The sequence below is a fragment of the Streptomyces sp. NBC_01410 genome (genome assembly GCF_045040195.1).
Classification (GTDB): domain Bacteria; phylum Actinomycetota; class Actinomycetes; order Streptomycetales; family Streptomycetaceae; genus Streptomyces.
Genome location: NZ_CP109530.1, coordinates 4,947,501 through 4,970,296 on the forward strand (window position 1 = coordinate 4,947,501; position 22,796 = coordinate 4,970,296).

Here is a 22,796-nt window from a genome sequence, read left to right on the forward strand (position 1 = left end):
TAATCGCCCCGTGAGCGAGCAGATCCAGAACACCACTGACGGCGCCGGTGACGGCCCGCAGCCCGAGCCCATCCGTTTCTTCGGCACGACCTGGGTGGGCCACGACGGGGGCTACGGGCCGCGCCGTGCCGCCGTCGCCGCCGGTTCGCTCATCGCAGCGCTCGCGGGCTGCCTCGTCCTGCGCTTCGCCTATCAGGGCCTGGCGGTCGCCGACATCGGCGGCTTCGTCAACATGCTGGTCGTCGTGATGTTCGCGACCTGCAGCGCCATCGCCTTCCGCAAGACCTGGGAGGGCTTCACCCGCCGCCCCACCGGCTCCGTAGGCGAGGACTCGCTGCGCAGTCTCAAGGCGATCGGCTTCGTCGGCGTACTCCTCGCGTACTTCTTCCGCTCGCTGGCCGAGGCGCCCGGCGAGAAGCTGCACCGCGAGGAGTACGAGACGGCTCGCGGCCGGTACGAGAAGCGCCGCGGCGCCCGCGCGGGCAACCCGGCCGCGCGCAGGCAGAAGGGCGCCAAGTCCAAGCGTAGGTAGCCGTGTCGCGGTGAGGATGGAGCGCATGACGCATACGGATCACGCGCAGCGCGGACTCGCCTTCGACGCGGCAGCAGCGCAGTACGACGCGGCCCGCCCCGGCTACCCGCCCGCCCTCTTCGACGCCGTCGAGGATCTGACCGGCCGTCCCCTCAAGGGTTCCCGGGTCATCGACGTCGGTGCGGGTACGGGCATCGCGACCCGGCTGCTGCGGGAGCGCGGCGCCCGCGTCACCGCGGTGGAGCCGGGCCCCGGGATGGCGGCCCAACTGCGCAGCGCCCTGCCGGACATACCGCTCGTGCTAGGGCGTGTTTGAGAAGTCGCTCCCCCAGAGCTTCGCCTGGGAGGTGCCCCCACCCCGCGACGCCTGGCACGCGCACTCGCGGTGTTGTCGGAGTCGCCCAAGTACGTCCAGTACGAGGGCGATCTCCCCCAGACTTCGTCCGGGGGTGCCCCCACCGCCTTGCGATTGCACGCACCAGACGCCGCGGGGCCCGCCCTGCGAGCGGACGGCGCTACTTCTAAAACACGCCCTGGCCTCGGCGACGCGCTGCCGCTGGCCGACGGCTGCGCGGACCTCGTCGCGTACGCCCAGTCCTGGCACTGGACCGACCCGGAACGTTCCTTCCCGGAGGCGCTGAGGGTGCTGCGGCCGGGAGGTGCGCTGGCACTGTGGTGGAACGTCTCGGACAACGACGTCCCGTGGATAGCCGCGCAGGACGAACGGCTCCGCGACGAGCTGAAGGACGGCGCCCATGGAGCCGCCGGCGCGGCCCGGCGCCTGCCGGACGGGCTGGAGCGCACGGAGCGGCGGGTCCACTGGACCCGGCGGGTCTCCCTCGACACCCATCTCGACAACCTCGGCAGCCACTCCCTCTTCCTGGTGCTGGGTGCGCAGGCCACGGCGTCCTTCCTCGCCCGGGAGCGCGCCGAGCTGCTGAAGGTCTTCCCGGACGGCGTCGTCGAGGAGGCGTACGTGGTCGAGCTCAGTGTCACCGTCCGCGCGCCGGGATCGTCCACCCGGTAAGTCCCGCGCGCTTATCCGCCGGCTCCCCCCCCCACGCCCGCCTCACCGCCGGCCCCGCGACACCCGCCCCACCACTCCCACCACACCGACCACCAGCGCCCCCCGCCACAGCCCCTCCCACAGGCTGCCGAACAACCCCTGCGACGTCAGCACCTGCCGCACCACCACGTCCGCCGCCACCATCAGTGCCCCCGGCACCGCCGCGACCCGCCACGGGTGGGCCGCCGCCCAGCGGCGTATCCGGCGGTCGGTATCGGCCGCCCCGGCGGCCGACGGGCCGCCGCCCAGCACCGCTCCCGCCCCGCCGACCATGAAGAACAGCATCAGCGCGACCGACAACGCCCCGGCCAGCATCCCCAGTCCGATTCCGTCGTCGATCGCGCCGAACGCGAGGGCGACCCCGCCGCCCAGCCCGCCGACCGCCGCCGCCGCGCGCCACGGCCCGAGCGTCGCCGAGGCGATGGCGAGCCGCCGCCGCTCGGCCTTCGAGATCTCACTGTTGTGGCTCATATGTCCACGGTCCGCCGTCTTTCCCCGGGAGCGCCATGGGGGATGCCCCTGACGCATCCCCCATCTCTTGACGCGGTCCAGCCCCGGGCGCATTATTCATCGCATGATGAATTCTTCTGGCTTGGCCGTCCTGGCCCGCGGCCTCACCGTCGTACGAGGAGACCGCACCGTCCTGCGCGGCATCGACTTCACCGTCCCGCCCGGCCGTATCACCGGCCTCCTCGGCCCGTCCGGCTGCGGAAAATCGACCCTGATGCGTGCCGTGGTCGGCACCCAGGCCAAGGTCACCGGCACCCTCGAGATCCTCGGCAAGCCCGCGGGCGACGCCTCCCTCCGCTCCCGGATCGGCTATGTCACCCAGGACCCCTCCGTCTACGACGACCTGACGGTCCGCCAGAACCTCGACTACTTCGCCGCCGTACTGGAACCCGGCCGCCGCCGTCGCGACGCCCGCCGCGAACACGTCGCCCGCGCCATCGCCGACGTCGACCTCACCTCGCACGCCGACTCCCTCGCAGGCAGGCTCTCCGGCGGCCAGCGCACCCGCGTCTCCCTCGCCGTCGCCCTGCTCGGCGCACCCGAACTGCTCGTCCTCGACGAACCGACCGTCGGCCTCGACCCCGTCCTGCGCCGCGACCTGTGGAACCTCTTCCACCGCCTCGCCGAAGAGCGCGGCGCGGCGATCCTCGTCTCCTCGCACGTCATGGACGAGGCCGAGCGCTGCCACCGCCTGCTGCTCATGCGCGAGGGCGAGATCCTCGCCGAGGACAGCCCCGACGACCTGCGCATGCGCACCCGCTCGGAGACGGTCGAGGCCGCCTTCCTCCACCTCGTCGACGAAGCCAACGCCCGCCGGGCCGACGACCACGCGCCCCGGATGCCGAAGACCCAGGCCATTGAGGAGAACGCCCGATGAGCACCTCACGCACCCTCGCCACCGCCGCCCGGGTCCTGCGCCAGCTGCGCCACGACCCGCGCTCCATCGCGCTGATGGTCTTCGTTCCGTGTCTGATGCTCTTCCTGCTGCGGTACGTCTTCGACGGCAGCGAGCGGACCTTCGACTCCATCGGCGCCTCGCTGCTAGGCATCTTCCCGCTGATCACGATGTTCCTGGTGGCCTCCATCGCCACCCTGCGCGAACGCACCTCCGGCACCCTGGAACGCCTCCTCGCCATGCCGCTGGGCAAGGGCGATCTGATCGGCGGCTATGCCCTGGCCTTCGGACTCGTCGCCGTCGTCCAGTCCCTCCTCGCCACCGGTCTCGCGCTGTGGGCACTGGGCCTGGACGTCATCGGCTCGCCCTGGCTGCTGCTCCTCGTCGCACTCCTCGACGCCCTGCTCGGCACGGCACTCGGCCTCTTCGTCTCGGCCTTCGCCGCCTCCGAGTTCCAGGCGGTCCAGTTCATGCCCGCCGTGATCTTCCCCCAGCTGCTGCTCTGCGGTCTGTTCATCGAGCGGGAGAAGATGCAGCCCGTTCTGGAGGGGATCTCGAACGTCCTGCCCATGTCGTACGCCGTCGACGCGATGAACCAGGTCCTGCGCCACCCGGACGCCACGGGCGACTTCACCCGCGACGTCCTGATCGTCGCGGCCTGCGCGATCCTCGTCCTGACGCTGGGCGCGGCGACCCTGCGCCGCCGCACGGCCTAGGTCTAAAACTGACGGACGTTATTGACAGGTGGGTCTCTCGTATCTAGGAGACCTGCATGACTGAACGCGAGCTTGAAAGGCGCGCCCGGCATCGGCTCTCGGTGCTGCGCCACGTCGAGGAGGTGAGCGGCAGTGTGGCCGCCACCTGCCGCTACTACGGCATCAGCCGCCAGTGCTACTACATATGGCTGCGACGCTACGAGGCCGAGGGGCTTGAGGGGCTGAAGGACCGCTCAAGCGCGCCGCACCACACGCCGCATGCCACCAAGGCAGACGTGGTGGAGAAGATCCTGTGGCTGCGGCAGCAGTATCACTTCGGGCCGGCCAAGATCGCGATGTACTTGGAGCGGTATCACGACGTCAAGGTCAGCTCGTCCGGCGTCTGGCGGATCCTGAAGAAGGTGGGACTCAACCGATTGCCGGCCTCGCAGCGCTACAAGCGCCGCTCCACCCGCTGGAAGCGCTACGAGAAGCAACGGCCCGGCCATCAGCTGCAGGTCGACGTCAAGTTCATCGAGCCCCTCGGCCAGACGGGCCGCAAGAAGCGCTACTACCAGTACACCGCTATCGACGACTGCACCCGGCTCCGGGTCCTGCGCGCCTACCCGCGCAACGACCAGAAGACCGCCATCCAGTTCATCGACCACGTGCTGGCCAAGCTGCCGTTCGCCGTCGAGCAGGTCCAGACCGACAACGGTCAGGAATTCGGCTCAGCGTTCCACTGGCACCTGCTCGACAAGGGCATCGGCCACGTCCGCATCAAGCCCCGCACGCCGCGGCTGAACGGCAAGGTCGAACGGTCCCACCGCATCGACTCCGAAGAGTTCTACCGCCTCCTGGAGGGACAGGTCATCGACGACGTCAACCTGTTCAACAGCAAGCTCCAGGAATGGGAGGACTACTACAACTACCATCGCCCCCACGGCGCACTCACCGGCCAGACACCCTACGAACGCCTCCGACAGAAAGCCCAGAACCCACTGTCATAGGCCTCCGTCAGCTGCACACCTAGGGCCTGTCGTTCGGATCTTGCCGGGTTCGCGTGCCCTGGTACGCACTCCCCCGTAGCCCTTCGGGCACGGGAGGTGCCCCCATGCCGCGTTGCGTCAGTCGCCTACGCTCCGCGTGGGCTCTCCCCCTGCCTTCGGCGGGGGGACCCCCATCCTCCGGCCTGCGATCGCACGCACCAGACCCCGCTCACTGATCCGGCCTGATCCAAACGACAGGCCCTAGTTCGGGACGATCACGTCCCCGACGTCGAGCTGGTCGTAGACCCACTTCGCGTCGGCAGAGCCCACTGCGATCACGTTCGAGGAAAACCTCGAGTTCTTGGACGCCTGCGCGATGTAGACGGGAGAACCGCCCGTCCTGGTCAGCTCCACCACCCACTGTGCGCCATACACGTACTTGCCCGCCGAGAGCAGGTCGTCGGGCAACTCGCTTTTGGGGTACTTGTCGGCGACGGTGAGCCGGATCAAGGAAGTGCCTTCCTTCATCGACACGCCGATCGAGCGCGACCGGCCATCGCGCCCGGTGACTGTCAGCACCTTGTTCTCGGTATCGAGGCTGGCCGCAGACAGGGGCGGCGGTTTCGGCAACGAAGGGCTCGGCGTCGACGCGGCAGGCGGCTGGGAGGCCTCACCCGCGTCCATCACCTGCGGAACCCCGAACGAGGCCCCCGCCACCAGCAGGGCGGCCACAGCCGCCGTCCCCACCACCCGCCGACGCCTGCCCCGCGCCTCACCGCGGCGCCGGATCTGCCCGCCCGACAGCGACGGCGGCGCCTGTGCATCCGCGGCCAGTGCCCGCAACGCGGAGCCGAGCGCGTACCGCTCCTGCTCAGACATGGCTCCCCTCCCTCTCGTCGGCGGACTCCCCGGGAGACAACAACTTCGCGAGCGCGGCCCGCCCACGAGACAGTCGCGCCTTGACCGTACCGGCCGGAGATCCCGTCTCCGCGGCGATCTGCTCGATGCTCAGGTCGCAGAGATGGTGCAGCACCACCGCCTGCCGCTGCGCTTCCGGCAGCTGCCGCAACGCCTCCACCAGCACCGTGTGCTCCGGTCCAGGACCCGGCGTACGGTCCGCCGGCGGATGGTGCCGCACCAGCTCAACCCACCGCCTCGCCCGCCGCCAGCGGCTCACCGCGAGCCGCATCGCGACCGTACGGATCCACGCCTCCGGAGCCGCCTCGGCCAGGAAGGAGGCACGACGGTCCCAGGCTCGTACGAACGCCTCCTGGACCACGTCCTGAGCCTCGCCGTGATCCCCCGTCAACGCATACAACTGCCCCACCAGGCGGGGGAAAGAGGCCGCGTAGAAGGTGTCGAATTCCTCCTCGGTCACGAGCGGTAGGACAGCCGGCGCGCCCCCGCGGTTCCCTCGGAACTTTCCGCGCCACGCCTGCAACCTCCCCCTCTCCCCATGCGTACAGAAGCCGAACACACAGCTGACCATCAGCTGACCCAGGGGGAGGAACCATGCGAGGACACTTCGGCGCCGCCGTACTCGGCCTGATCTGCGCACTGTCGCTCACCGGCTGCTCGGGAGCGAGCGGCACACCGGGCGCCGCCGCGGCATCGGCGCGACCGGCCGGCGACAGTTCAACCACGTCCCCCCGAGCATCCCGGCCCACGGCCACCCCGCCGACCGCCGCCACCCTCGCCCACCTGTCCGACGCCTCCGTCAACATCACCGAAGGCGAGCGGGTCGGCGTCGGCATGCCGGTCTCGGTGACCTTCAAACGCCCGATACCCGAGTCGGAGCGCGCCGACGTGGAGCGCCGGCTGAAGGTCACCGCCAACCCCGCAGTCACCGGCTCCTGGGCCTGGATCAAGGACCGCAACCTCCACGACGGCCAGCGCGTCGACTTCCGCCCCGAGACCTACTGGAAGCCGGGCACCAAGATCAGCCTCACGGCCCCCTCCCTCGCCCGCTCCTTCACCATCGCCCGCTCACTCGTCGCGACGGTCGACGTCCGCAGCCACAAGATGACGGTGGCCAAGGACGGCGAGGCCACCAGGACCGTCCCGATCACCGCCGGCGCTCCCGGCTACGACACCTGGAACGGCACGATGGTCGTCTCGGACAAACAGCGCCGCGTCTATATGGACTCCCGCACCGTCGACATCGCCGACTCCTACCAGGGCTGGTACGGCTACGCCGTCCACCTCACGACCTCCGGCACCTACCTCCACGAGAACGACCGGGCCAACACCTTCGCGGGCCGCAGCAACATCACCCACGGCTGCATAGGCCTCGCATCAGACGGCACCGCCCGCCGCTTCTACGAGCAGATCATCCCGGGCGACGTCATCCGCGTGACCAACTCCAAGGACACCCTCGCCGCGGGCAACGGCTACGGCGACTGGAACCTCTCCTGGTCCGCATGGCGCTCCCGCAGCGCCCTGTGATCCCGCCCCTCGGACGTCACGGCAGCGTCACGCCCCCGGTGCGAGGATGGCCGCACGTATCCCCACCGGCGAGGTGAACAGAGCCATGACCCAGACAGTCGCAGTTCTCGGTACGGGCAAGATCGGCGAGGCGCTCCTCAGCGGCATGATCCGCGCCGGCTGGCGCCCCGCCGACCTGCTGGTCACCACCCGCCGGGCCGACCGGGCCGACGAGCTCCGCACCCGCTACGGCGTAGAGCCCGTCACCAACGCCGAGGCCGCCAAACGAGCCGACACCCTCATCCTGGCCGTCAAGCCCCAGGACATGGGCAAGCTCCTCGACGAACTCAGCCCGCACATCGCCGCGGACCGTCTCGTCATCAGCGCCGCGGCCGGTATCCCCACCGCCTTCATCGAGGAGCGCCTGGCCGCGGGCACCCCCGTCGTCCGCGTCATGCCCAACACCCCCGTACTCGTCGACGAGGGCATGTCCGTCATCTCGGCCGGCAGCCATGCCACCGCCGACCACCTCGCCCACGCCGAGGAGATCTTCGGCGGCGTCGGCAAGACCCTCCGCGTCCCCGAGTCCCAGCAGGACGCGGCCACCGCCCTGTCCGGCTCGGGTCCGGCGTACTTCTACTTCCTCGTCGAAGCCATGACCGACGCGGGCATCCTCCTCGGCCTCCCGCGCGCGCAGGCGCACGACCTGATCGTCCAGGCCGCCATCGGCGCCGCCGTCATGCTCCGCGACAGCGGCGAACACCCCGTCAAGCTCCGTGAAGCCGTCACTTCCCCCGCCGGCACCACCATCAGCGCCATCCGTGAACTCGAGAACCACGGGGTACGCGCCGCCCTGATCGCGGCCCTCGAAGCGGCCCGCGACCGCAGCCGCGAGCTCGCCTCCGGCAACGGCTGAGAGATCGGCCCACCGCCGTGGTGCCACGGCGGCGGGGGTCCTCCCGCCACCCCCGCTAGGTCCTGTCCGGCCGATCTTGCCGGGCTCGCGTGCCCTGGCACGGCACCTCGCTGCGTTGTCGTCAGTCGCCTACGCTCCGCGTGGGCTCGCCCCCTGCCTTCGGCGGGGGGACCCCCATCCTCCGGCCTGCGATGCACCACGCCAGACCCCGCTCGCTGATCCGGCCTGATCGACCGGACAGGACCTAGGCGGGCAGCAGCCCCATCGCCCGATAGGCCGCGTCCACCCTCGGCCTGGCCATCACCCTGGCCCGCTCTGCTCCCTTCCTCAGTACGTCGTCGACATGTCCCGGATCCGCCGCCAGCGCGGCATGCCGCTCCCTGACCGGCCGGAGCAGCTCCACCACCGCCTCGGCCGTGTCCTTCTTCAAGGCGCCGTACGACTCATATGAACCGGCCAGCTCGATGGGGTCCCCACCCTCACAGGCCGCCAGCACTTCGAGCAGATTCGCGACACCGGGCCTGGCCGCTCGGTCGTACTCGATCTCGCGTCCGCTGTCCGTCACCGCCCGCATGATCTTCCTGCGGACGACGTCGGCCTCGTCGAGCAGATAGACGATCCCCGCCCCGGCCTCGTGCGACTTCCCCATCTTGGACGTCGGGTCCTGCAGATCCATGACCCGCGCGGCCACGGGCGGATGCGTCGCCTTCGGCACGGTGAACGTGTGCCCGTACCGCTGGTTGAAGCGCACCGCCAGATCCCGGGTCAGCTCCACATGCTGGGTCTGGTCGTCCCCCACAGGCACCTCGTCGGTCCCATAGGCCAGGATGTCCGCAGCCATCAGTACCGGATACGTCAGCAGCGACAGCCGCACACTCTGCCCGGCCGCCTGCGCCTGCGCGGCTTTCTCCTTGTACTGGATCATGCGTCGCAACTCGCCGTCGGTTGCCGTGCACTCCAGCAGATACGACAGCCGTGCGTGTTCGTCCACATGACTCTGTACGAATACGGTGCACAGCTCCGGATCAAGCCCGGCCGCCAGCATCAGCGTGGCAGCCTGCCGACTGAGTCTGCGCACCCGCGCGGGATCGTGCTCCACGGTCAGCGCATGCAGATCGACCACGCTGAACAGCGCGTCCGCCTGGTGCTGATCGACGTCGACCCACCGGCGCAGCGCCCCGAGGTAGTTGCCCAGCGTCAGATGCCCCGTGGGCTTGATCCCGCTGAAGATCCGCGTCATCACGCTCTCCGTCTCTGTCGGAGCCGCCGCCACCAGCGGCCGGACTCCCGGAGGGAGAAACACGAACGGCCGCCGAAGCGGCGGCCGTTGAGTACATGCGCAGGTGCCGGCCGCCGTCAGGCGGCCCACCACTGAAGGAGGCACGTACGCATAGTCATGCGAACGAGAGTACGCTGGCAGGCACCAGGTTGACAGCGGATTCCCACATCCGTACTGTTCTCCGAGTTGTCCGGCGTGAGAACCGACTTCGGCCGGTCCCGGGACAACCATTCCGCAAGATCCACTACAGCAAGCGACTCTCCGTCGCCCGGCTTTCCGTGCGCTTTTGCGAAATGAGGAATCGGCGTTCGAACGGACGCAACCCCGATTAGCGTCGAGGGCAAGGATTCCGCTAAAGTCTCACTCGTCGGAACGGCTCAACGGCCGGAATGACAACCCGAGTTCGACCGGGAATCAGGCCCGAAAGGATCTGATAGAGTCGGAATCGCCGGAAAGCCGAAAGGCCGGAAAGCGAGCCCCGCCGACGGGGAATCGGACACGAAAGCGTCTGATAGAGTCGGAAACGCAAGACCGAAGGGAAGCGCCCGGAGGAAAGCCCGTGAGGGTGAGTACGAAGGAAGCGTCCGTTCCTTGAGAACTCAACAGCGTGCCAAAAGTCAACGCCAGATTGACAACCCCGGCCCATTTCGGTGGGTTGAGGTTCCTTTGAAAGTCCTGTCGGCCCTTTGTGGCGGGCAGGCAATGACACAGCGAGGACGCTGTGGATGACTGGTCTTATTCCGACTGGTTGTCCCGCTCTTGTGGTGTTCGACCCGATTACGGGTAAACATTCATGGAGAGTTTGATCCTGGCTCAGGACGAACGCTGGCGGCGTGCTTAACACATGCAAGTCGAACGATGAAGCCCTTCGGGGTGGATTAGTGGCGAACGGGTGAGTAACACGTGGGCAATCTGCCCTTCACTCTGGGACAAGCCCTGGAAACGGGGTCTAATACCGGATACCACCCTCCGAGGCATCTTGGGGGTTGAAAGCTCCGGCGGTGAAGGATGAGCCCGCGGCCTATCAGCTTGTTGGTGGGGTGATGGCCTACCAAGGCGACGACGGGTAGCCGGCCTGAGAGGGCGACCGGCCACACTGGGACTGAGACACGGCCCAGACTCCTACGGGAGGCAGCAGTGGGGAATATTGCACAATGGGCGAAAGCCTGATGCAGCGACGCCGCGTGAGGGATGACGGCCTTCGGGTTGTAAACCTCTTTCAGCAGGGAAGAAGCGCAAGTGACGGTACCTGCAGAAGAAGCGCCGGCTAACTACGTGCCAGCAGCCGCGGTAATACGTAGGGCGCAAGCGTTGTCCGGAATTATTGGGCGTAAAGAGCTCGTAGGCGGCTTGTCACGTCGGATGTGAAAGCCCGGGGCTTAACCCCGGGTCTGCATTCGATACGGGCTAGCTAGAGTGTGGTAGGGGAGATCGGAATTCCTGGTGTAGCGGTGAAATGCGCAGATATCAGGAGGAACACCGGTGGCGAAGGCGGATCTCTGGGCCATTACTGACGCTGAGGAGCGAAAGCGTGGGGAGCGAACAGGATTAGATACCCTGGTAGTCCACGCCGTAAACGTTGGGAACTAGGTGTTGGCGACATTCCACGTCGTCGGTGCCGCAGCTAACGCATTAAGTTCCCCGCCTGGGGAGTACGGCCGCAAGGCTAAAACTCAAAGGAATTGACGGGGGCCCGCACAAGCAGCGGAGCATGTGGCTTAATTCGACGCAACGCGAAGAACCTTACCAAGGCTTGACATATACCGGAAAGCATCAGAGATGGTGCCCCCCTTGTGGTCGGTATACAGGTGGTGCATGGCTGTCGTCAGCTCGTGTCGTGAGATGTTGGGTTAAGTCCCGCAACGAGCGCAACCCTTGTTCTGTGTTGCCAGCATGCCCTTCGGGGTGATGGGGACTCACAGGAGACTGCCGGGGTCAACTCGGAGGAAGGTGGGGACGACGTCAAGTCATCATGCCCCTTATGTCTTGGGCTGCACACGTGCTACAATGGCCGGTACAAAGAGCTGCGATGCCGCGAGGCGGAGCGAATCTCAAAAAGCCGGTCTCAGTTCGGATTGGGGTCTGCAACTCGACCCCATGAAGTCGGAGTTGCTAGTAATCGCAGATCAGCATTGCTGCGGTGAATACGTTCCCGGGCCTTGTACACACCGCCCGTCACGTCACGAAAGTCGGTAACACCCGAAGCCGGTGGCCCAACCCCTTGTGGGAGGGAGCTGTCGAAGGTGGGACTGGCGATTGGGACGAAGTCGTAACAAGGTAGCCGTACCGGAAGGTGCGGCTGGATCACCTCCTTTCTAAGGAGCACTTCTAGGCCGGTCTTTGCCGGTCCAGAGGCCAGTACATCGGCGTACGTCCGGTGCTGGTTGCTCATGGGTGGAACGTTGACTATTCGGCACGGTTTCAGGACTTCACTAGTACTGCTTCGGCGTGGAACGTGTGAGTCAGGGGATCGTGCCGGGCGCGCTGTTGGGTGTCTGAGGGTACGGACTGAAACGTCTGGACCTTCGCGATGCTCGGCCCCAGTGAACTCGCCCTGTTGGGTGGGGTGGTGGGTGGCTGGTCGTTGCTTGAGAACTGCACAGTGGACGCGAGCATCTGTGGCCAAGTTTTTAAGGGCGCACGGTGGATGCCTTGGCACCAGGAACCGATGAAGGACGTGGGAGGCCACGATAGTCCCCGGGGAGCCGTCAACCAGGCTTTGATCCGGGGGTTTCCGAATGGGGAAACCCGGCAGTCGTCATGGGCTGTCACCCGCTGCTGAACACATAGGCAGTGTGGAGGGAACGAGGGGAAGTGAAACATCTCAGTACCCTCAGGAAGAGAAAACAACCGTGATTCCGGGAGTAGTGGCGAGCGAAACCGGATGAGGCCAAACCGTATGCGTGTGATACCCGGCAGGGGTTGCGCATACGGGGTTGTGGGATCGCACTTCAACAGTCTGCCGGCTGTTGGGCGAGTCAGAAACCGTATAGGTAGGCGAAGGACATGCGAAAGGTCCGGCGTAGAGGGTAAGACCCCCGTAGCTGAAATCTATACGGCTTGCTTGTGCGACACCCAAGTAGCACGGGGCCCGAGAAATCCCGTGTGAATCTGGCGGGACCACCCGTTAAGCCTAAATATTCCCTGGTGACCGATAGCGGATAGTACCGTGAGGGAATGGTGAAAAGTACCGCGGGAGCGGAGTGAAATAGTACCTGAAACCGTGTGCCTACAAGCCGTGGGAGCGTCGCTGTTGTTCTTCGGAGCAACAGTCGTGACTGCGTGCCTTTTGAAGAATGAGCCTGCGAGTTTGCGGTGTGTTGCGAGGTTAACCCGTGTGGGGAAGCCGTAGCGAAAGCGAGTCCGAACAGGGCGGTTTAGTAGCGCGCTCAAGACCCGAAGCGGAGTGATCTAGCCATGGGCAGGTTGAAGCGGAGGTAAGACTTCGTGGAGGACCGAACCCACCAGGGTTGAAAACCTGGGGGATGACCTGTGGTTAGGGGTGAAAGGCCAATCAAACTCCGTGATAGCTGGTTCTCCCCGAAATGCATTTAGGTGCAGCGTCGTGTGTTTCTTGCCGGAGGTAGAGCACTGGATAGGCGATGGGCCCTACCGGGTTACTGACCTTAGCCAAACTCCGAATGCCGGTAAGTGAGAGCGCGGCAGTGAGACTGTGGGGGATAAGCTCCATGGTCGAGAGGGAAACAGCCCAGAGCATCGACTAAGGCCCCTAAGCGTACGCTAAGTGGGAAAGGATGTGGAGTCGCAGAGACAACCAGGAGGTTGGCTTAGAAGCAGCCACCCTTGAAAGAGTGCGTAATAGCTCACTGGTCAAGTGATTCCGCGCCGACAATGTAGCGGGGCTCAAGCGTACCGCCGAAGTCGTGTCATTCCAGCATGAGGGCCAACGCCCGCTGGGATGGGTAGGGGAGCGTCGTGTGCCGGGTGAAGCCGCCGCGTAAGCGAGTGGTGGACGGTACACGAGTGAGAATGCAGGCATGAGTAGCGATACACACGTGAGAAACGTGTGCGCCGATTGACTAAGGGTTCCTGGGTCAAGCTGATCTGCCCAGGGTAAGTCGGGACCTAAGGCGAGGCCGACAGGCGTAGTCGATGGACAACCGGTTGATATTCCGGTACCCGCTTTGAAACGCCCAGTACTGAACCCATTAATGCTAAGGCCGTGAAGCCGTCCTGGAGCCTTCGGGCAAAGGGAAGTGGTGGAGCCGCCGGCCCAAGGTGGTAGTAGGTAAGCGATGGGGTGACGCAGGAAGGTAGTCCAGCCCGGGCGGTGGTTGTCCCGGGGTAAGGGTGTAGGCCGTGTGATAGGCAAATCCGTCACACATTAAGGCTGAGACCTGATGCCGAGCCGATTGTGGTGAAGTGGATGATCCTATGCTGTCGAGAAAAGCCTCTAGCGAGTTTCATGGCGGCCCGTACCCTAAACCGACTCAGGTGGTCAGGTAGAGAATACCGAGGCGTTCGGGTGAACTATGGTTAAGGAACTCGGCAAAATGCCCCCGTAACTTCGGGAGAAGGGGGGCCATCACTGGTGAGAGGACTTGCTCCTTGAGCTGGGGGTGGCCGCAGAGACCAGCGAGAAGCGACTGTTTACTAAAAACACAGGTCCGTGCGAAGCCGTAAGGCGATGTATACGGACTGACGCCTGCCCGGTGCTGGAACGTTAAGGGGACCGGTTAGTCACATTTCGGTGTGGCGAAGCTGAGAACTTAAGCGCCAGTAAACGGCGGTGGTAACTATAACCATCCTAAGGTAGCGAAATTCCTTGTCGGGTAAGTTCCGACCTGCACGAATGGCGTAACGACTTCTCGACTGTCTCAACCATAGGCCCGGTGAAATTGCACTACGAGTAAAGATGCTCGTTTCGCGCAGCAGGACGGAAAGACCCCGGGACCTTTACTACAGTTTGATATTGGTGTTCGGTTCGGCTTGTGTAGGATAGGTGGGAGACTGTGAAGCTTGGACGCCAGTTCAGGTGGAGTCGTCGTTGAAATACCACTCTGGTCGTGCTGGATGTCTAACCTGGGTCCGTGATCCGGATCAGGGACAGTGTCTGATGGGTAGTTTAACTGGGGCGGTTGCCTCCCAAAGAGTAACGGAGGCGCCCAAAGGTTCCCTCAGCCTGGTTGGCAATCAGGTGTTGAGTGTAAGTGCACAAGGGAGCTTGACTGTGAGACCGACGGGTCGAGCAGGGACGAAAGTCGGGACTAGTGATCCGGCGGTGGCTTGTGGAAGCGCCGTCGCTCAACGGATAAAAGGTACCCCGGGGATAACAGGCTGATCTTCCCCAAGAGTCCATATCGACGGGATGGTTTGGCACCTCGATGTCGGCTCGTCGCATCCTGGGGCTGGAGTCGGTCCCAAGGGTTGGGCTGTTCGCCCATTAAAGCGGTACGCGAGCTGGGTTTAGAACGTCGTGAGACAGTTCGGTCCCTATCCGCTGTGCGCGTAGGAGTCTTGAGAAGGGCTGTCCCTAGTACGAGAGGACCGGGACGGACGAACCTCTGGTGTGCCAGTTGTCCTGCCAAGGGCATGGCTGGTTGGCTACGTTCGGAAAGGATAACCGCTGAAAGCATCTAAGCGGGAAGCCTGCTTCGAGATGAGGACTCCCACCCCCTTCGAGGGGTTAAGGCTCCCAGTAGACGACTGGGTTGATAGGCCAGATGTGGAAGCCCCGCAAGGGGTGGAGCTGACTGGTACTAATAGGCCGAGGGCTTGTCCTCAGTTGCTCGCGTCCACTGTGTCAGTTCTGAAGTAACGAACTGTCGAGTCCCCCCACGGTCACGGGGGGATTCCGGAATCGATATCTTCACAGTGTTTCGGTGGTCATTGCGTTAGGGAAACGCCCGGTTACATTCCGAACCCGGAAGCTAAGCCTTTCAGCGCCGATGGTACTGCAGGGGGGACCCTGTGGGAGAGTAGGACGCCGCCGAACAATTTTTAGCCTCAACCCCCGGACTCTGTCCGGGGGTTGAGGCATTTTTGCGTTGTGCGCCAGGCGTGGGGTCCTCCTAGGCTGGGGGCATGCGCTACGACCTTGTCATTTTCGACAACGACGGTGTGCTCGTCGACAGCGAGCCCATCTCCAACACCATCCTCGCCGGGTATCTGACCGAGCTTGGGCACCCCACCTCGTACGAGGACTCCCTGCGCGACTACATGGGGGCCGCTGTGCATCGCATACACGACACAGTTATGGAACGAACCGGGCAGAGGCTGCCTGCGGATTTCGACGACACCCTGCATGCTCGCGTCTTTGCCGCCTTCGAGCGGGAGCTGGTCGCCGTCGACGGTGTGACGGACGTGCTGGAGAAGCTGGTCGCGGACTCGGTGCCGTACTGCGTCGCGTCGTCCGGGAGCCATGAGCGGATCCGGGTCGGGCACCGCAAGACCGGGCTGGACCGGTGGTTCGAGGACGGGACGGTGTTCAGCGCGCAGGATGTGGGGCGGGGGAAGCCGGCGCCGGATCTGTTTCTGCATGCCGCCGAGCGGATGGGGGTCGCGCCGGAGCGGTGCGTCGTCGTGGAGGACAGTCGCCTCGGGGTGACGGCGGCCAGGGCGGCCGGGATGGATGTGTACGGGTTCACGGCGATGACCGCGGCCGAGAAGCTGGCGGGGGCCAAGGGGTACTTCGGGGAGATGGCGGAGCTGCCCGCATTGCTTGTGTGATCGATCTACCCATGGGTAGAGGAGCGCCCTACGCTGTCCGGCCATGACAGATGCGCGGTTGCGGCACGGGCGTGCCTCCTTGGCGTTGAGCTTTTTTGCGCAGGGAGTGGCGTTCGCGCTGCTCGTGACGCGTATACCTGCGGTCCAGGACCGGTACGGGATATCCGACGGGCTGCTGCCCGCCTTTCTTGCGGCCGTGCCGGTGCTGGCCGGGGTGGCGAGTGTCGTCACCGAGCGGCTGGTGCGGCGGGTCGCGCCGAGTGTGGTGCTCCGGTGGGCGCAGCCGGTCGTGCTGTTGGCACTGCTCGGGGTCGCCGCGGGCGACGAGTTGTGGCAGGTGGCGCTCGCGCTCGGGGTGTTCGGGCTGGCGGTGGGTGCGCTTGATGCGTCCATGAACATGCTCGGGGTGAGCCTGCAGAGGGCGTACGGGCGCAGCATCATGCTCGGCTTCCACGCGGCGTACAGCCTGGGCGGGATCGCGGGCGCCTCGCTCGCGTGGGCCGGGGCGCACTGGCATCTGTCGCTGCTTGTCTCGTATCTGCCGGTGGTGGGTGTGCTGTTGCCCGCGGCGCTGATCGGGAGCAGGTGGTACGCGGACGGGGAGCGGGGCGGGCCGGTCTCGGCCGAGGGCGAGGGCCAGGACGAGGCTCAGGGAGAGGGGAAACGGACGGGGGTCGCGTTCAAGCTGCTGCTGCCGCTCTGTCTGGTGATGACCTTCGCGTACATCGGGGACTCGACGGTCTCCAACTGGAGCGCGAAGTATCTGCAGGACGTGCTGGGCAGCTCGGAGGAGCTGGCGACCGTCCCGTACAACGCCTATATGGTCACGACGCTGCTCGGGCGGGCCGTCGGGGATCTGGGGGTGCGGCGGTTCGGGGCGGCGGCTGTGGTCCGGTGCGGGACCGCGCTGGCGGCGGCCGGGTTCGGGGTGGTGGCCGTGGCGCCCGGGGCGTGGGCGGGGATTCTCGGGTTCACGATGCTGGGGCTCGGGCTGTGTGTGATCGTGCCGCAGACTTTTGCGGCGGCGGGGCGCCGGGCTGTCGAGAGCGGCGATCCGGGGGCCAGCGACGCGGCGGTGGCGCGGCTGAATGTATTCAACTATGTGGGGTTTCTGATCGGTTCGCCGTTGGTGGGGGCGCTCGGGGACGCGTGGAGCTACCGGTGGGCGATGGTCGTGCCGATGGTGTTGGTGCTGATGACCCTGAGGTACGCCAGGTCGTTCGATGCGCAACAAGCCGGATACCGTGGCGGGCATGAGCGGCCGCGGGTTGTTGATGTGGGACGAGGCGGTAACGAAGTATGACTTCGGGAACGGCCATCCGATGGATCCGGTGCGGCTTGCGCTGACCATGGGGTTGGTGCGGGCGTACGGGCTGGATCGCGCCGTCGGTGTGGTGGCGGCGAAGCCCGCCGGCGACTCGACGCTGCGGCTCGTACACCGCGAGGACTATGTGGCGGCGGTGCGGGCGGCGTCGGCGAATCCGCGGGCGGCGGATCAGGCGTACGGGCTGGGGACTGTCGATGATCCCGCCTTCGCGGGGATGCACGAGGCGGCGGCGCTGATCGCGGGGCAGTCCGTGGGGGCCGCGGAAGCGGTGTGGCGCGGCGAGGCGACGCACGCCGTGAACTTCGCGGGCGGGCTGCATCATGCGATGCCGGGGTCGGCGGCGGGGTTCTGTGTGTACAACGACGCGTCGCTGGCGATCGCGCGGCTGCTGGAGCTGGGGGCGGAGCGGGTCGCGTACGTGGATGTCGATGTGCATCACGGTGACGGGGTGCAGGCGGCGTTCTGGGACGACCCGCGGGTGCTGACGATCTCGCTGCACGAGCATCCGCGGATGCTGTTTCCGGGGACCGGGTGGCCGGAAGAGACGGGCGGGTCTGGGCCGGGGGAGGGCTCGGCCGTGAATCTGGCGCTGCCCGCGGGGACGGGGGACGCGGGATGGCTGCGGGCGTTCCACGCGGTGGTGCCGGAGCTGCTGGCGGACTTCCGGCCGCAGGTACTGGTGACGCAGCACGGGGCGGATACGCACTTCGAGGATCCGCTGGCGCATCTAGCGGTGTCCCTGGACGCGCAGCGGGTGGTGCAGGAGTCGTGCCACGCGTTGGCCCACGAGTGGGTCGAGGGCGGGCGGTGGGTCGCGCTCGGAGGCGGTGGGTACGCGGTGGTGGATGTCGTACCGCGGTCGTGGACGCATTTGGTGGGGATCGCGGGGCATGCGCCGGTGGACCCGGAGTCGGTGATTCCGTCGTCGTGGCGGGATGAGGTGTACGCGCTGACGCGGCAGTTGGGGCCGGGGCGGATGACGGATGGGCGCGAGCCGGTGTGGCGGTCGTGGGAAGAGGGGTACGACCCGGCGGACCGGCTGGACCAGGCGGTGCGGGCGACGCGGCGGGCGGTGTTTCCGTTGCGGGGGTTGTTGGCGTAGGGGTGCAGTGGCGTTCGGGCGCGGTGGCGTTCGGTTCGGTGGCGCGGGTTGCCGCTGCGCGGGGCGTTTCCCCATCCCGCCCCTACCCGAACCGGGGCTCCGCCCCGGACCCCCGAGTTTCCCCACCCGCCCGCCCTTGATTTGTGGGGGTACGGGGTACCCCCACGCCCCCGGCGGGCGCGGCAGCTTCGCGCCGCGGGTGCGTTCGGGCGCCTGCTTCGTGGCGCCCGGTGGGGCGGGGCCACGGCTTCGGCCGACGCCCCTGGGGCGGCAGGGTTGCTCGTCACCGGTGAGCTCGGGCCGCCCCGGCTCCGCGTCGCCCGGTGTGCCGGGTGCCTCAGTCTCGGTCCCGCGCCCTCGGCGGCCGCAGCCTGGCGTCGGGCGCGTTCGGGGTCCTTCTTCGTGGCGCCCGCCCGGTAGGCCGCGCCACCCCGCCGGCCCGAACCGAGTGCCGAGGCCGGGCGGATGTCAGCCATTCGGCACCAGTTGCGAGGAGCCCGGAAGCGTACGGCGCGGCCCGAGCCGTCGGAGGGCGGCCGCCTGGTGCCGCCGACCTGTGCCATTACGCCAACTGTGGGTGGTATTCCGCCTTTTGGCCCGGGATTCTGCCCCGTGCGGCAGCATCAACCGTGTGTTGAGTACCGGAGCCCTGCGTGCGCATCTCCTGGCCGCTCGGTTGGCCGGGCCCGTGGCCACCTCGCGGGAGGCGAGTCTGCGCAGTTATCGGCTCTTCGCCGCCAGGGATCCCCGCGTCACCCTCGGGCTCGATCCCGAATGGGACTGGAGCGAGCGGGACTTGATCGCGTTGATGGCCGACAAGTGCGGGGTCTCCCGCGATCCCGCGCATGTCGTCGGGCCGGATGTGATTGATCCCGAGCGGACGCTGAGCGCGCTCAGGGCTTTCGCCGAGCGGCTCGGGGACGTGGCCGCCCGGCGGGGAGCCGTGTTGATCGGGACCGGGCATCCGCATCGGCTGCTCGATTTCTACGCCGCGCTGGCAGACGCTTTGTCGGCAGTGGGGTGCGAGGTCCTCACACCCGCGCAGGGGCGATGTGTCGACATAACGACCCGGTTCGGCGTACGCACCTACAACCTTGAGTACGTACGAGGAGTCGCTCTGGTGCGGGAACCCGGAGCGCAGGGCGCCGCCGGTGCCACCGGCGCACACACCCACTCGCCGCTCCCGGTTCGGGCTGCCCTGGAGGGCGTTGTGCAGGGCGGCGGGCCGCTGCCCGAGCTGGTCGTCGGGGACCATGGCTGGGTCTGCGGGGCAGGTCAGCTGGGGATTGAGGCCATTGGCCTCGCCGATACGGACGATCCGGCCTTGTTTGTCGGCGAGGCCGAGGGCCGCGTGTCCGTCGTCGTTCCGCTTGATGACGCTGTGCGGTCTGATTACTACCGACCGCTGACTCGCTATGTACTCAATCGAGCGTGTCTGTCACAGTAGGCGGCCGATGGCTGCTCCTCTTCCCCACTCGCATCACCCGCCCCTAGTCTGGGGAGTGAGCGCACAGCGACGAAGAGTCACCGGAGGGGAAGCCGGTGTGCGTCGTGTGCGGAAGGTACAGGTGGGTCATGGCTGCTGGCAGCGAGAGGCCTCTCAACGAGGTCAAGTTTCTTACCGTGGCGGAAGTCGCCTCGGTAATGCGAGTGTCGAAGATGACGGTGTACCGCTTGGTACACAGCGGTCATCTGCCGGCGATCCGGGTGGGCAGGTCCTTCCGGGTTCCGGAGCAAGCAGTTCACGAGTACCTCCGCGAATCCTTCGTGGGGGTGGAATCGGCATAGCCGGAGCCGGTCGGTTCCCCTCGGATTACAGGCTCGGAGCTCGGGCGGGTAGGCTAGGCCGACGTAGGTCGTGTGGGCCCAGACGCCCCGCACCGAGTGAAGAGAAGTGAGCGAGGGTAGTCGTGGGCTCTGTTATCAAGAAGCGGCGCAAGCGGATGGCTAAGAAGAAGCACCGCAAGCTGCTCAAGCGCACCCGCGTTCAGCGTCGCAACAAGAAGTAAGCGACAGCTGTTCGTGTCGCCGCGGCCCTCCCACCAGCACGGTGGGAGGGCCGCGGTGGTTTTCGGCCGGGTGGCAAAAGTGGGTCGCGTGGTCATCACAGCGCAACACCGAGCCGCTACGGTGACGCGTGAGAGTGGGACCTAGGCGGACCTACGCGGACCTAGGCGGAGCTATGGGAAGGCGCTGATCTTGGGGAAGGTCGTGCTCGTCACCGGAGTGGCCCGGCAGCTCGGAGGCCGTCTCGTACGGCGCATCCAGCGGGATCCCGAGGTGGACCGGGTCATCGGTGTCGATGCGGTGGGGCCCGAGCACCATCTCGGTGGGGCCGATTTCGTCCGCGCGGACATCCGCCAGCCCGCAATAGGGCGCGTACTGGCCGAGCACGGCGTCGACACGGTCGTCCATATGGATGTCACCGGTACGCCACTGGGCGCGGGCGGCCGGACGACGGTCAAGGAGACCAATGTCATCGGCACCATGCAGCTGCTCGGCGCCTGCCAGAAGTCGCCCACCGTCAAGCGGCTGGTGATCAAGTCCAGTACGAGCGTCTACGGCTCGGCTCCCCGTGATCCGGCGGTCTTCACCGAGACCACCCCGCCCAAGTCTCTGCCGAGCGGCGGCTTCGCGAAGGACGCGGTGGAGGTCGAGGGGTACGTACGCGGATTCGCCCGGCGGCGGCCCGATGTGGCGGTCTGCGTGCTGCGCTTCGCGAACATCCTCGGGCCGTGCGCGGACTCCCCGCTCGCCGAGTTCTTCTCACTGCCCGTCATGCCGACCGTCTTCGGCTACGACCCGCGGCTGCAGTTCGTGCACGAGGACGACGTGATCGACGTGCTGCGGATCGCCCTGCACGAGCCGCGGCGCGGGACGCTGAACAGCGGCACGTTCAATATCGCGGGCGACGGTGTGCTGCTGCTCTCGCAGTGCTCACGGCGGCTGGGGCGGCCCACGATGCCGGTGCTGCTGCCCGCGGTCACCTGGGTCGGCTCCGCGCTGCGTACGGTCGGTGTCACGGACTTCTCGCCCGAGCAGATCCGGCTGCTCACCCATGGCCGGGTCGTGAGCACCGACCAGATGCGCGAGACACTGGGCTTCAACCCGAAGTACACGACCGCGGAGACGTTCGCGGACTTCGCCCGCAGCCGGGGCCCGGGGCTGCTGCCGCCGGAAGCCCTGGCCAAGGCTGTTGACCAGGTGGCGGCGGCACTGCCTTGCGTGGGCGGTGCGCGTACGAAAGCCACGAAGGCCACGAAGACGGCTCAGAGCGACGCCGAATAAGGAGCGCAGCCAACGATGGCGGACGCCAAGGTCATTCCGTTCGACGACGACCGTTCGCGCGCCGGCGCTCAGCGTGCGGCGCGGCGACGCCCTGCGGGGGGCCGCCGGAAGGCCGAGCCCGCGGCGGTACACGAGGTTCCGGTCAGCCCCCTGCCGGGGCATCAGGGGGTGCTGAGGGCTTCCGAGACGCCCGGCGAGGAGCCCGGGCTGCTCCCGCAGCCCGCGGGCGACGGTGGCGGCTGGGAGCGGCGTATCGCGGGCGGGCTGGCGTTTCTGCGCCGGCGGATCACCGGTGACTACGAGGTCGACGAGTTCGGTTACGACAAGGAGCTCACCGACCAGGTCCTGATGTCGATGGTCCGGCCGCTGTACGAGAAGTACTTCCGGGTCGAGGTGAAGGGCATCGAGAACATCCCGTCCGACGGCGGGGCGCTGGTGGTGGCCAACCACTCCGGGACGCTTCCGCTGGACGGGCTGATGATGCAGGTCGCCGTCCACGACAACCACCCGGCGAACCGGCATCTGCGTCTGCTCGCCGCGGACCTGGTCTTCATGCTGCCCGTGGTCAACGAACTGGCCCGCAAGGCCGGGCACACGCTTGCCTGCTCGGAGGACGCCGAGCGGCTGCTGCAGCGCGGCGAGGTCGTCGGGGTGATGCCGGAGGGCTTCAAGGGCATCGGGAAGCCGTTCAGCGACCGCTACAAGCTTCAGCGGTTCGGGCGCGGCGGGTTCGTGTCGACGGCGCTGCGGGCCGGGGCGCCGATCGTGCCGTGCTCGATCGTCGGGGCTGAGGAGATCTACCCGATGCTCGGCAACGCGAAGACTCTGGCGCGGCTGCTGGGGTTCCCGTACTTCCCGATCACGCCGACGTTTCCGTGGCTGGGGCCGCTGGGTGCGGTGCCGCTGCCGACGAAGTGGACGATTCAGTTCGGCGAACCGATTCCGACGGACGGATACCCGCCGGAGGCGGCGGAGGATCCGATGCTGATGTTCAACCTGACGGACCAGGTCCGGGAGCAGATCCAGCACACCCTGTACAAGCTGCTGGTGCAGCGCCGGTCCGTGTTCTTCTGACGTACGTGG

At 66.8% G+C, this 22,796-nt stretch carries 18 protein-coding genes, 3 rRNA genes and 2 pseudogenes; 19 read left to right on the plus strand and 4 right to left on the minus strand.

From position 1 onward, the window contains the following. The first annotated feature begins 10 nt into the window (after positions 1–10). The 3 genes and pseudogenes from OG741_RS22780 to OG741_RS22790 form a co-directional block, all read left to right on the plus strand. A complete protein-coding gene (locus tag OG741_RS22780) occupies positions 11–532 on the plus strand; it encodes a hypothetical protein (protein WP_405600680.1) in 522 nt (173 codons plus the stop codon). Between the two features lie 16 nt (positions 533–548). Beyond that, positions 549–839, plus strand: a pseudogene (locus OG741_RS22785) (class I SAM-dependent methyltransferase); the annotation flags it as partial. Between the two features lie 225 nt (positions 840–1,064). Continuing rightward, positions 1,065–1,559 (plus strand): annotated as a pseudogene (locus OG741_RS22790) (class I SAM-dependent methyltransferase); the annotation flags it as partial. A 42-nt stretch (positions 1,560–1,601) separates the two neighbouring features. On the opposite strand, the gene OG741_RS22795 reads toward OG741_RS22790, so the two are convergent. Next, a complete protein-coding gene (locus OG741_RS22795; protein ID WP_405600681.1) occupies positions 1,602–2,069 on the minus strand; it encodes a hypothetical protein in 468 nt (155 codons plus the stop codon). 103 nt (positions 2,070–2,172) lie between these two features. On the opposite strand from OG741_RS22795, the gene OG741_RS22800 reads away from it, so the two are divergent. From OG741_RS22800 to OG741_RS22810, 3 genes are read left to right on the plus strand one after another with little or no spacing between them, the layout of a single operon-like run. Further along, positions 2,173–2,985, plus strand: a complete 813-nt coding sequence (locus OG741_RS22800) for an ABC transporter ATP-binding protein (RefSeq protein ID WP_405600683.1) — start codon at positions 2,173–2,175, stop codon at positions 2,983–2,985. After that, positions 2,982–3,719, plus strand: a complete 738-nt coding sequence (locus OG741_RS22805; RefSeq protein WP_266479579.1) for an ABC transporter permease — start codon at positions 2,982–2,984, stop codon at positions 3,717–3,719. The genes OG741_RS22800 and OG741_RS22805 overlap by 4 nt, the downstream gene beginning before the upstream one ends. A 56-nt stretch (positions 3,720–3,775) precedes the next feature. After that, entirely contained in the window at positions 3,776–4,708 is a 933-nt protein-coding gene (locus OG741_RS22810) for an IS481 family transposase (protein ID WP_405594160.1), read from the plus strand. A gap of 240 nt (positions 4,709–4,948) precedes the next feature. Here OG741_RS22810 and OG741_RS22815 read toward each other — a convergent pair whose 3' ends face one another. Together OG741_RS22815 and OG741_RS22820 are read right to left on the minus strand one after the other, a co-directional pair. Then, complete coding sequence (locus OG741_RS22815) at positions 4,949–5,566, minus strand: hypothetical protein (RefSeq protein ID WP_405600685.1); 618 nt, start codon at positions 5,564–5,566, stop codon at positions 4,949–4,951. Next, on the minus strand, positions 5,559–6,065 hold the full coding sequence (locus OG741_RS22820; RefSeq protein ID WP_405600688.1) for a SigE family RNA polymerase sigma factor: 507 nt from the start codon (positions 6,063–6,065) through the stop codon (positions 5,559–5,561). The genes OG741_RS22815 and OG741_RS22820 overlap by 8 nt, the downstream gene beginning before the upstream one ends. A gap of 134 nt (positions 6,066–6,199) precedes the next feature. Between OG741_RS22820 and OG741_RS22825 the strand changes: the two genes are divergently transcribed. Together OG741_RS22825 and proC are read left to right on the plus strand one after the other, a co-directional pair. Next, positions 6,200–7,132, plus strand: coding sequence for a L,D-transpeptidase (locus OG741_RS22825; RefSeq protein ID WP_405600690.1), 933 nt, complete (start codon positions 6,200–6,202; stop codon positions 7,130–7,132). Positions 7,133–7,217: 85 nt separating this feature from the next. After that, complete coding sequence (proC, locus tag OG741_RS22830) at positions 7,218–8,027, plus strand: pyrroline-5-carboxylate reductase (protein ID WP_405600692.1); 810 nt, start codon at positions 7,218–7,220, stop codon at positions 8,025–8,027. A gap of 244 nt (positions 8,028–8,271) precedes the next feature. Here proC and trpS read toward each other — a convergent pair whose 3' ends face one another. Then, the gene (trpS, locus tag OG741_RS22835; protein ID WP_405600695.1) at positions 8,272–9,267 is read right to left on the minus strand and encodes a tryptophan--tRNA ligase; all 996 of its coding nucleotides are present in this window, start codon (positions 9,265–9,267) and stop codon (positions 8,272–8,274) included. An 829-nt stretch (positions 9,268–10,096) separates the two neighbouring features. Between trpS and OG741_RS22840 the strand changes: the two genes are divergently transcribed. The 11 genes from OG741_RS22840 (at position 10,097) to OG741_RS22890 (ending at position 22,787) form a co-directional block, all read left to right on the plus strand. Further along, a 16S ribosomal RNA gene (locus tag OG741_RS22840) occupies positions 10,097–11,621 on the plus strand. Between the two features lie 305 nt (positions 11,622–11,926). Further along, positions 11,927–15,050 (plus strand): 23S ribosomal RNA (locus OG741_RS22845). 95 nt (positions 15,051–15,145) lie between these two features. Continuing rightward, positions 15,146–15,262: ribosomal RNA gene (gene rrf / locus OG741_RS22850) — 5S ribosomal RNA — on the plus strand. Together the 16S, 23S and 5S rRNA genes form the textbook arrangement of a ribosomal RNA operon. 89 nt (positions 15,263–15,351) lie before the next feature. Beyond that, entirely contained in the window at positions 15,352–15,996 is a 645-nt protein-coding gene (locus tag OG741_RS22855; protein WP_405600697.1) for an HAD family hydrolase, read from the plus strand. A 43-nt stretch (positions 15,997–16,039) separates the two neighbouring features. After that, on the plus strand, positions 16,040–17,299 hold the full coding sequence (locus OG741_RS22860) for an MFS transporter (RefSeq protein WP_405600699.1): 1,260 nt from the start codon (positions 16,040–16,042) through the stop codon (positions 17,297–17,299). Beyond that, entirely contained in the window at positions 17,250–18,425 is a 1,176-nt protein-coding gene (locus OG741_RS22865) for an acetoin utilization protein AcuC (protein WP_405600701.1), read from the plus strand. Before OG741_RS22860 ends, OG741_RS22865 begins: the two co-directional genes overlap by 50 nt. A gap of 631 nt (positions 18,426–19,056) precedes the next feature. Beyond that, the gene (locus tag OG741_RS22870; RefSeq protein WP_405600702.1) at positions 19,057–19,872 is read left to right on the plus strand and encodes a phosphatase; all 816 of its coding nucleotides are present in this window, start codon (positions 19,057–19,059) and stop codon (positions 19,870–19,872) included. 128 nt (positions 19,873–20,000) lie between these two features. After that, positions 20,001–20,213: a helix-turn-helix domain-containing protein gene (locus OG741_RS22875; RefSeq protein ID WP_014046653.1), complete on the plus strand. Its 213-nt coding sequence runs from the start codon at positions 20,001–20,003 to the stop codon at positions 20,211–20,213. Between the two features lie 122 nt (positions 20,214–20,335). After that, positions 20,336–20,434, plus strand: a complete 99-nt coding sequence (locus OG741_RS22880) for a 30S ribosomal protein bS22 (RefSeq protein WP_003948845.1) — start codon at positions 20,336–20,338, stop codon at positions 20,432–20,434. A gap of 190 nt (positions 20,435–20,624) precedes the next feature. Continuing rightward, the gene (locus tag OG741_RS22885; protein ID WP_405600704.1) at positions 20,625–21,713 is read left to right on the plus strand and encodes an NAD-dependent epimerase/dehydratase family protein; all 1,089 of its coding nucleotides are present in this window, start codon (positions 20,625–20,627) and stop codon (positions 21,711–21,713) included. Between the two features lie 15 nt (positions 21,714–21,728). Continuing rightward, the gene (locus OG741_RS22890; protein WP_405600705.1) at positions 21,729–22,787 is read left to right on the plus strand and encodes a lysophospholipid acyltransferase family protein; all 1,059 of its coding nucleotides are present in this window, start codon (positions 21,729–21,731) and stop codon (positions 22,785–22,787) included. The last annotated feature ends 9 nt before the right edge of the window (positions 22,788–22,796 follow it).